Raw genomic sequence first — 9,265 nt, forward strand, 5'->3', positions numbered from 1 at the left:
GCCTGGCCCTTCGTGCGGCCTGGCCCCGCCCGGCCGCCAGTGCACACCCGCCCGCGGCCTGCCCGTCCCGTGCGCCACCCTCTTACCCCGCCCCCACGCCCGCTGCCCTTGCGCCGCGCGCCCCCTGCATGATCGCGCTAGAACATGGATGTAGTTGCATCCCGGCGCTTCGTGGCCACTACATCCAGGATCGAGCGTGACCTTGACGGCCGCAGGCGCCCAACACCCGTCCCGGTGACCCCGTGACGGTGTTCGTCGTCAAGATCCGCGCAGTATCAGGGATGTTGCTGTCTCTCGCGCGCCGGAGGCAGCAACATCCGGGAAAGTGCGCAGATCTTGGACCGTGCGACCCGTGGGGACCATGCGGCCACGGCCCATGGGGACCCTGCGGCCCGTGCGGCGTGCGGCCCGTGCGGCGTGCGGCCCGTGCGGCCCGTGCGGCCCGTGCGGCCCGTGCGGCCCGTGCGGCGTGCGGCCCGTGCGGCGTGCGGCGCGGCGCGTGCAATGCGTGCGGCGTGCGGCGCGTGCGGCGCGAAGGGGGAGGACCGAGGGTCGCGGGCGCGGGAGGCGGGGTGCGGGCGTTCGAGGATGAGGGCGGACACGCGGGAGCCCCCGGTCCCGTGCGGGACCGGGGGCTCCCGGAGAACGTCAGCTCAGCCGGCCTGCTCGGCGAGCTGGAGGAACTGCCGCTTGGCGGCGAGCGCCTGCTCGGCGTCCTTGATCCGGCGCGCGTCCCCGGCGCTCTGCGCCCGGGTCAGCCGCTCCTCGGCTTCCGCAACCTGTGCCCGCATCTGGGCGAGCAGCGGGTTGTCCTCCTTGGTGGTGCGGCGCCACGCCGAGTCCATCACGTCGCGGACCTTGTCGTCGATGACGCGCAGTCGGCGCTCCAGCCCGGCAGCTGCCTCGCGCGGCACCCGGCCGGCCTCGTGCCACTGTGCCTGGATCTCCCGCAGCTTGGCCTGGGCGCCCTTCGGGTCGGCGTCGATGTCCAACGCCTCCGCCTCGGCGATGAGGGCCTGCTTGCGCTCCAGATTGCCGCGCTGCTCGCTGTCCCGTGCGGAGAAGACCTCACTGCGCCGGCTGAAGAAGGCGTCCTGCGCGCCCCGGAATCGTTCCCAGAGCTTCTGCTCGGCTTCCTTGGAGGCGCGCGGCGCGGCCTTCCACTGGGTCATCAGATCTTTGAGCTGGTTGGCGGTGGCGGCCCAGTCGGTGGATTCCTGGAGCTTCTCCGCTTCGGCGACCAGTTCCTCCTTGGCCGTCTGCGCCTGCTTGCGCTGCGAGTCCAGGGAGGCGAAGTGGGCGCCCCGGCGTCGGGTGAAACCGTCCCGGGCGGCGGCGAACCGCTTCCACAGCTCACCGTCGGCCTTCTTGTCGACCCCACGGATGGTCTTCCACTCGTCGAGGATCTCCTTGAGCCGGTCCCCGGCGGTCTTCCACCCGGTGGACTCGGCGGCGAGCTTCTCGGCCTCCTCGACCAGCGCGGTCTTGCGGGCCAGGGCCTCGCCGCGAGCGGCGTCCCGGGCCGCGCGCGCTTCGCCGGCCTTCTCCTCGGCGAGGGTGGCCAGCTTGTCCAGGCGGGAGGCCAGCGCGTCGATGTCGCCGACCACGTTGGCCTCGGGCAGCGTGGTCCGGATCCGCCGGATCGTGCTCAGCGAGTGCCCGGCATCCGCCGCACCCGACTTGAGACGCGCTTCGGTGAGGTCCACCTCGGTCACCAGGTCGGCGAAGCGGCGTGCGAAGTGCGCCAGGCCCTCCTCCGGTGCTCCCGCCTGCCAGGATCCGACCACCCGCTCGCCCTCGGTGGTCTTGACGTACACGGTGCCGTCCGCGTCCACCCGTCCGAAGGCAGTCCAGTCGCTCATGTGCCCATCCTCGTTCTCCCGGCGTCGAGGGATCGATCCCCCGTCGCCGCCACGGCGCAGCCAAGTTGCTTCCGGCATTGTCACAGGTCCGACCCGGTCCGCGTCGAGCGCCTATCGCCGACCGTGACCATACGGTGTCCTAGGGACCGAATGACCGGATCGGCGCGGAGACGCTCCGGGGATTCCCGCTACGGTGATCAGGTGCCACTGGTCGCCGCTGCTGTCTGCCCACATCCGCCCCTGCTCGTGCCCGAGGTGGCCGGCTCCACGGCCCCGGAGCTGGACGACCTTCGGGCGGCCTGCGACACCGCCGTACGCCGGTTGTTGGCCGCCGAACCGAACACCGTGCTGTTGCTCGGCACCGGCCCGGTGACGGGCCCGATCCGCAACCCGGCGACCGGCTCCCTGCAACCCTGGGGTGTCGACCTGGATGTGCCGTTGGTCCCCGGCCAGCCCGGTCGGGGTGCGGTGCTGCCGTTGAGCCTGACCATCGGGGCGTGGCTGCTGGCCCGGCACGACCCGCGAGAGCCGGCGACCGCAGCGCCGGCGACCGCAGCGCCGGCGACCGCAGCGCAGGTGTCTGCCGTGCAGGTGGCCGCCGACGCCGGGCCGGCCGAGCTGACGGCGCTCGCCGACGAGATCAACGCGGCGGGCGACCGGGTGGCGTTGCTGGTGCTCGGGGACGGGTCGGCCTGCCGGGGGGAGAAGGCCCCCGGGTACGACGATCCGCGCGCCCGCCCGTACGACCAGCGGGTCGCCACGGCGCTGGCCGAGGCGGACCTGGACGGCCTGCTCGACCTCGACCCGGTGTTGTCGGCGGAGTTGAAGGCGGCCGGCCGCGCGCCGTGGCAGGTGCTCGCCGGCGCGGCCCGGTCGGCTGGCGGCGGGTGGCGCGGTGAGCTGCTGCACGACTCGGCCCCCTACGGCGTCGCCTACTTCGTGGCGTCCTGGGAGCGGATGTGACAGGCGACGGTCCCGGCACGGTCGTCGCGGTGGTCGGCCCGACCGCCGCGGGTAAGTCGGCGCTGAGCATCGCGTTGGCGCACGCCCTCGACGGGGAGGTGGTCAACGCCGACTCGATGCAGCTCTACCGGGGCATGGACATCGGGACCGCCAAGCTGACCCCCGCCGAGCGGGACGGGGTGCCGCACCACCTGTTGGACATCTGGGAGGTCACCGAGCCGGCGAGCGTCGCGGAGTACCAGCGGCTGGCCCGCGCGGCGGTGGACGACATCCTGTCCCGGGGGCGGGTGCCGCTGCTGGTCGGTGGGTCCGGGCTGTACGTGCGGGCGGTGCTGGAGCGCTTCGAGTTTCCCGGCACCGACGCGGCGCTGCGGGAGCGGCTGGAACGGGAGTTGGCTGAGGTCGGCCCAGCGCCGCTGTACGCGCGGTTGCGTGCCGCCGACCCGGTCGCCGCCGAGGGCATCCTCCCCGGCAACGGGCGGCGGATCGTCCGGGCCCTGGAGGTGATCGAGCTGACCGGTGCGCCGTTCACCGCGTCGCTGCCGCAGCCCACGCCGTACTACTCGGCGGTGCAGCTCGGCGTCGACCTGGACACCGGGTTGCTGGACGAGCGGATCGCGCTGCGGGTCGACCGGATGTGGGCCGACGGCCTGGTGCCCGAGACCCGCGAGCTGGTCGGGCGAGGGCTACCCGACGGGCGGACGGCGAGCAGGGCGCTCGGCTACCAGCAGGTGCTGCGCCTGCTCGCCGGTGAGCTGACCGAGTCGCAGGCCCACGATGAGACGGTCCGTGCCACCCGGCGGTTCGTCCGCAGGCAGCGGTCCTGGTTCCGGCGCGACCCGCGGATCCACTGGCTGGATTCGGCCGCACCGGACCTGATCGGGGCCGCCCTGCGCCTGGTGCCGTCCGCTGCGCGATGATGGGGGCGTGGAGTTCACCAAGGGCCACGGCACCGGCAACGACTTCGTCCTCCTTCCCGACCCGGACGGTCAGCTCGATCTGACCCCGGAGCTGGTCGCGGCGCTCTGCGACCGGCGGCGCGGCATCGGCGCGGACGGCGTACTGCGGGTGGTCCGCGCGGCCAAGCATCCGGAGGGCGCCGGGCTGGCCGGCGAGGCCGAGTGGTTCATGGACTACTGGAACGCCGACGGTTCGTTCGCCGAGATGTGCGGCAACGGCGCCCGGGTCTTCGTGCGCTACCTGCTCGACACCGGGTTGGCGACGCCCGCCGGCGCGGCGCTGCCGGTGGCCACCCGGGCCGGCGTCGTGCGCGCGCTGGTCGAGGGCGGCACGGTGTCCGTCGAGATGCGCCGCCCCCGGCTGTACGACGGCTCCACCGCCACCCTGGGTGGGCTGACCCTGCCCGGCACCGCCGTGGACGTCGGCAACCCGCACCTGGTCTGTGTGCTACCGACCGGCGTCGAGCTGGCCGAGCTGGACCTGACCACCGCGCCGGGGTTCGATCCGGCGGTCTTCCCGGCCGGGGTGAACGTGGAGTTCATCGTGGCGGGTGACCCGGTCGACGGCACCGACGGGCACGCTCTGATGCGGGTGTACGAGCGCGGCAGCGCCGAGACCCTGTCCTGCGGCACCGGTGCCTGCGCGGTGGGCGCGGTGGCCCTGCGCGACGCCGGCCGCGACACCGGGGTTGTCGCCGTGGACGTCCCCGGCGGCCGCGTGACGGTCACCGTCACGGCCGACTCCTGCTGGCTCTCCGGCCCAGCGGTCCTGGTGGCAACCGGCGAGCTGAACCCGGCCACGCTCCGCCCCTGACGCCGAAAACCCCGTTGATCAAGAGACTTGCGTCGGAATTCGCGCTTTTCCTGACGCAAACCTCTTGATCAACGGGGCTTCACCGGTCGGGGCCGGTGGGTGGGCGGTTAGGGGGTGGCGCTGGCGTTGGCTGCGATCTCGGGGAGGTCTGCCGGGCCGGGGTCGGCGGCGGGCAGCGGGCTGGGGTTGTGCGCGGCGGCACGGACGGCGGCGGCGACCGCCGGGGCGACCCGGGAGTCGAAGACGCTCGGCACGATCACCGTCGGGTTGATCTTGTCTTCGCCGACGACGTCGGCGATGGCGCGGGCGGCCGCGATCGCCATCTCCTCGGTGAACTCCTCGGCGTGCGCGTCCAGCATGCCGCGGAACACCCCGGGGAAGGCGAGCACGTTGTTGATCTGGTTCGGCTGGTCCGAGCGGCCGGTGGCGACCACGGCGGCGTGCTTACGTGCCTCCCGCGGGTCGACCTCCGGGTCCGGGTTGGCGAGCGCGAAGACGATCGCGTCCTTGGCCATCGCGGCGATGTCGTCGCCGGTGAGCAGGTTCGGCGCGCTCACACCGATGAACACGTCGGCACCCCGGATCGCACCCGGCAGGTCGCCCGAGTAGTTCTCCTTGTTGGTGTTCTCCGCCAGCCACTGCCACGCCGAGTTGAGCCCGGTCAGCCCGCGGTGCAGGGCGCCCTGCCGGTCGTACGCGATGATGTCGCCGACGCCCTGGCGCAGCAGCAGCTTCATGATCGCGGTGCCCGCGGCGCCTGCTCCGGAGACGACCACCCGGACGTCCTCGAGTTGCTTGCCCACGACCCGCAGTGCGTTGGTCAGCGCGGCCAGCACGCAGATCGCGGTGCCGTGCTGGTCGTCGTGGAAGACCGGGATGTCCAGCGCCTCGCGCAGCCGGGCCTCGATCTCGAAGCAGCGCGGCGCGGCGATGTCCTCCAGGTTGATCCCGCCGTACGCCGGCGCGATCGCCTTCACGATCTGCACGATCTCGTCGGTGTCCTGGGTGTCCAGCACCACCGGCCAGGCGTCCACCCCGCCGAAGCGCTTGAACAGCGCCGCCTTGCCCTCCATCACCGGCAGCGACGCGGCCGGGCCCAGGTTGCCCAGGCCGAGTACCGCCGAACCGTCGCTGACCACCGCGACGGTGTTGCGCTTGATGGTCAGTCGCCGGGCGTCCGCCGGGTTCTCGGCGATCGCCATGCAGACCCGGGCCACCCCCGGGGTGTACGCCCGGGACAGCTCGTCGCGGTTGCGCAGGGCGACCTTCGAGGTCACCTCGATCTTGCCGCCCAGGTGCAGGAGGAACGTCCGGTCCGACACCTTCCGCACGTCCACACCGTCCAGCGCGGTCAGCGCCTTGACGACCTGGTCGGCATGACCGGCGTCGGCGGTGTCGCAGGTCAGGTCGACGATCACGTTCGTCGGGTCCGAGTCCACCACGTCCAGCGCCGTGACGATCGCCCCGGCCTCACCGACGGACGTGGTGAGCCGGCCGATCGAAGAGGCGTCCGCGGTCACGGCGATCCGGATGGTGATCGAAAATCCGGCGCTCGGCAGTCGGGTGATGGCCACGGGATCCCTCCGTCACGGCTGTGCGACCGGTCGGCCGCCGTCCGCATTTCTACCGGGTTGTCGCAGCCGACCGGCATTCGCCCCCACTTTTGGCGACCTTGAGCATGGGCATATAGCAGGTGCGTCCGGCGTTGTGTCATGTCAGGATTGCGTTCTACTTATCAAAACGGACAGGAGAACCGCTTGCGAGACCAGGAGAGCTTTGTCCCCGTCGAGGACGAGCTCGACGACGTCACCACCGGCGAGATGGAGCTGTCGGAGCGGCAGTCCCTGCGACGCGTCCCGGGCCTGTCGACCGAGCTCACCGACGTCACCGAGGTGGAATACCGCCAGCTGCGGCTGGAACGGGTCGTCCTGGTGGGCGTCTGGACCGAGGGCACGGTGACCGACGCGGAAAATTCCCTCACCGAGCTTGCCGCGCTGGCCGAGACCGCCGGTTCGCAGGTGCTCGAAGGGCTCATCCAGCGCCGAACCCGACCCGACCCGGCCACGTACATCGGCCGCGGCAAGGTCGACGACCTCGGCGCGGTGGTGCTCTCCACCGGCGCCGACACGGTCATCTGTGACGGCGAGCTGTCCCCGTCGCAGCTGCGCAACCTGGAGCAGCGCACCAAGGTCAAGGTCGTCGACCGGACCGCGTTGATCCTCGACATCTTCGCCCAGCACGCCAAGAGCAAAGAGGGCAAGGCGCAGGTCGAGCTGGCCCAGCTCGAATACCTGCTGCCCCGGCTGCGTGGTTGGGGTGAGACGCTCTCCCGGCAGACCGGTGGTTCCGGCCGCGGTGGCGGCGCCGGCGGCGGTGTGGGCGTTCGTGGTCCCGGTGAGACCAAGCTGGAGACCGACCGGCGGCGTATCCGCCACCGCATCTCCCGGCTGCGTCGCGAGATCAAGAGCATGAAGACGGTACGCGTGACCAAGCGCGCCCGCCGTTCCCGCAACGCCGTGCCCGCGGTCGCCATCGCCGGCTACACCAACGCCGGCAAGTCCAGCCTGCTCAACCGCCTGACCGGCGCGGGCGTGCTGGTGGAGAACGCGTTGTTTGCGACGTTGGACCCGACCACCCGGAAGGCGACCGCCGCGGACGGCCGGCTCTACACCCTCTCCGACACGGTCGGCTTCGTCCGGCACCTGCCGCACCAGATCGTCGAGGCGTTCCGCTCGACGCTGGAGGAGGTCGCGGAGGCGGATCTGGTGGTGCACGTCGTCGACGGCACCCACCCGGATCCGGAGGAGCAGGTCCGGGCGGTCCACGCGGTGCTCGCCGAGGTGAGCGCCGACCGGCTCCCCGAGTTGCTGGTGGTCAACAAGACCGACGCGGCCGACGAGGACACTCTGCTGCGGCTCAAGCGGCTCTGGCCCGACGCGATCTTCGTGTCCGCGTACTCCGGGCGGGGCATCGACGGGCTGCGCGCGGCGATCGAGGAGCGGCTGCCGCGCCCGGCCGTGGAGGTCCGGGCCGTGCTGCCGTACGACCGTGGTGACCTGGTGGCCCGGGTGCACCGCACCGGCGAGGTGCTCAGCACGTCGCACCTGCCGGAGGGCACCCTGCTGCACGTCCGCGTCGGTGCGGAGCTCGCTGCGGAGCTGGCGCCGTTCGACGTCGAGCGGCAGGGGCAGGTGGCCGGCAGCCGGTCCTGAGCGACCACGGCGTCATCCACCCGAAACGCGTGGCATGCGACACTGGCCGAATGCGCCGCGTTGTTTCCTCGGTCACGGTTGCCCTCGGCCTGTTCGGGGCAACCGTGGCGCTCGCCGGAGTCGCCGCAGCGGCTCCAGCCGCCAGGTCGTCCGTGCTCCCCGCCGTCGCCGTCGGCCAGAAGCGGTGCACGATCGCCGACGAGCGGCTGCGGGAGCTGTCCGGCCTGGTCGCGACCAAGAGTGGCTTCATCGTCATCAACGACGACACCGAGGACGCGGCACGCGAGCGGGTCTTCTTCCTCGACAGCAAGTGCAAGATCTCGAAGGATCCGGTCCGGTACCCGGGGCAGGGCCCGACCGACACCGAGGATCTGGCCCTCTCGAAGGATGGCAGCACCCTCTGGATCGCGGACACCGGTAACGCCACCACCGCGAAGGAGCGCCGCACGCGCGTCGCGCTCTGGTCGATGCCGGTCAGCGGCGTGAAGCAGCCGACGCTGCACCGGATCTCCTACCCCCAGTCCAAGGCGTACGAAGCCGAGGCGTTGCTCATCGGCGACGACGGCAAACCGCTGGTCATCACGAAGGTGACAAGCGGCAAGGCCGAGATCTACACCCCGACGGCGGCCTTGAAGAATGGCGACACCGACCCGGTGCCGATGCATAAGGTCGGCGAGATCGATTTGCCGAAGACGCAGACGGAGAACCCGCTCAACACGTTCGGCCGGGTCGCCATCACCGGCGCTTCCCGTTCGCCGGACGGTGCCCGGGTGGTTCTGCGCACCTACGCGGATGCCTTCGAGTTCGACGTGAGCGGCGGTGACATCGTCGGTGCGCTCACCACCGGCAAACCGCGGGTGACGGCGCTGGCGGATCCGTTCGGCGAGGCCATCAGCTACACCTCGGACGGGAAGACGTTCGTCACCGTCTCCGACGCGGGCCGGTTCACCGAGGAAGAGACCCTCGACATCCTCAGCTACACGCCGTCCAGCTCGACCGCGGTGCCTCTGGCGCCGGCCGGGGGCGCCAAGACGGCCGCCTCGAAGTCCTGGACCTCTGGGCTGGGCTTCGACGAGATCATGTACATGGTCGGCGCGGTCGGGTTGATCGGCCTGCTGCTGGTCGGCACCGGCATCATCGGCATCGTCCGGGCACGCCGCCGGCTGCCGGAGGCCGACGTCTCCGAGACGTCGGACCCGGATGGCGGGCCGTTCGGCCCGCGCGCCGGCCGTGCCGTCGACGGTTCCGCAGCGCCGGGTGACCGTAAGGGTGGTGTCTACGGTGGCGGGGCCCCGGCGGGCGGCGCGACCTACGGCGCGGGTCGCGGTGGCCCGGCCCCGGCCGGCGGTGCCGTGTACGGCGGTGGCCGGCCGGCAGCCGCCGGCGGTGGCTACGGTGCGCCACGGCCGGACGGCGGTGCCGGTGGTGGCGTGTACGGTGGCGCTCGCCCGCCAG

General features: G+C 72.1%; 7 protein-coding genes. 5 read left to right on the top strand and 2 right to left on the bottom strand.

From position 1 onward, the window contains the following. Window positions 1-653: 653 nt before the first annotated feature. Window positions 654-1,862, bottom strand: a complete 1,209-nt coding sequence (locus C7C45_RS09885) for a DUF349 domain-containing protein (RefSeq protein WP_110563331.1) — start codon at window positions 1,860-1,862, stop codon at window positions 654-656. 150 nt (window positions 1,863-2,012) lie between these two features. Between C7C45_RS09885 and C7C45_RS09890 the strand changes: the two genes are divergently transcribed. From C7C45_RS09890 to dapF, 3 genes are read left to right on the top strand one after another with little or no spacing between them, the layout of a single operon-like run. Further along, window positions 2,013-2,825 carry a class III extradiol dioxygenase subunit B-like domain-containing protein gene (locus C7C45_RS09890; protein WP_110563332.1) on the top strand — a complete coding sequence of 271 codons (813 nt, stop codon included), beginning with the start codon at window positions 2,013-2,015 and terminating at the stop codon, window positions 2,823-2,825. Next, on the top strand, window positions 2,822-3,745 hold the full coding sequence (gene miaA, locus C7C45_RS09895; RefSeq protein WP_110563333.1) for a tRNA (adenosine(37)-N6)-dimethylallyltransferase MiaA: 924 nt from the start codon (window positions 2,822-2,824) through the stop codon (window positions 3,743-3,745). The genes C7C45_RS09890 and miaA overlap by 4 nt, the downstream gene beginning before the upstream one ends. A 7-nt stretch (window positions 3,746-3,752) precedes the next feature. Then, on the top strand, window positions 3,753-4,598 hold the full coding sequence (gene dapF, locus C7C45_RS09900) for a diaminopimelate epimerase (RefSeq protein WP_110563334.1): 846 nt from the start codon (window positions 3,753-3,755) through the stop codon (window positions 4,596-4,598). Window positions 4,599-4,705: 107 nt separating this feature from the next. On the opposite strand, the gene C7C45_RS09905 is transcribed toward dapF, so the two are convergent. Further along, window positions 4,706-6,172, bottom strand: coding sequence for an NAD-dependent malic enzyme (locus tag C7C45_RS09905; RefSeq protein WP_110563335.1), 1,467 nt, complete (start codon window positions 6,170-6,172; stop codon window positions 4,706-4,708). 183 nt (window positions 6,173-6,355) lie between these two features. Between C7C45_RS09905 and hflX the strand changes: the two genes are divergently transcribed. After that, window positions 6,356-7,810 (top strand): GTPase HflX, encoded by a 1,455-nt coding sequence (gene hflX / locus C7C45_RS09910; protein WP_110563336.1) that lies wholly within the window; start codon window positions 6,356-6,358, stop codon window positions 7,808-7,810. 50 nt (window positions 7,811-7,860) lie between these two features. Further along, window positions 7,861-9,265, top strand: a 1,405-nt coding sequence (locus C7C45_RS09915) for a hypothetical protein (RefSeq protein WP_244200315.1), incomplete at its 3' end; no start/stop codon positions are given.

Origin of the sequence: Micromonospora arborensis (assembly GCF_003205615.1) — a bacterium.
Classification (GTDB): domain Bacteria; phylum Actinomycetota; class Actinomycetes; order Mycobacteriales; family Micromonosporaceae; genus Micromonospora; species Micromonospora arborensis.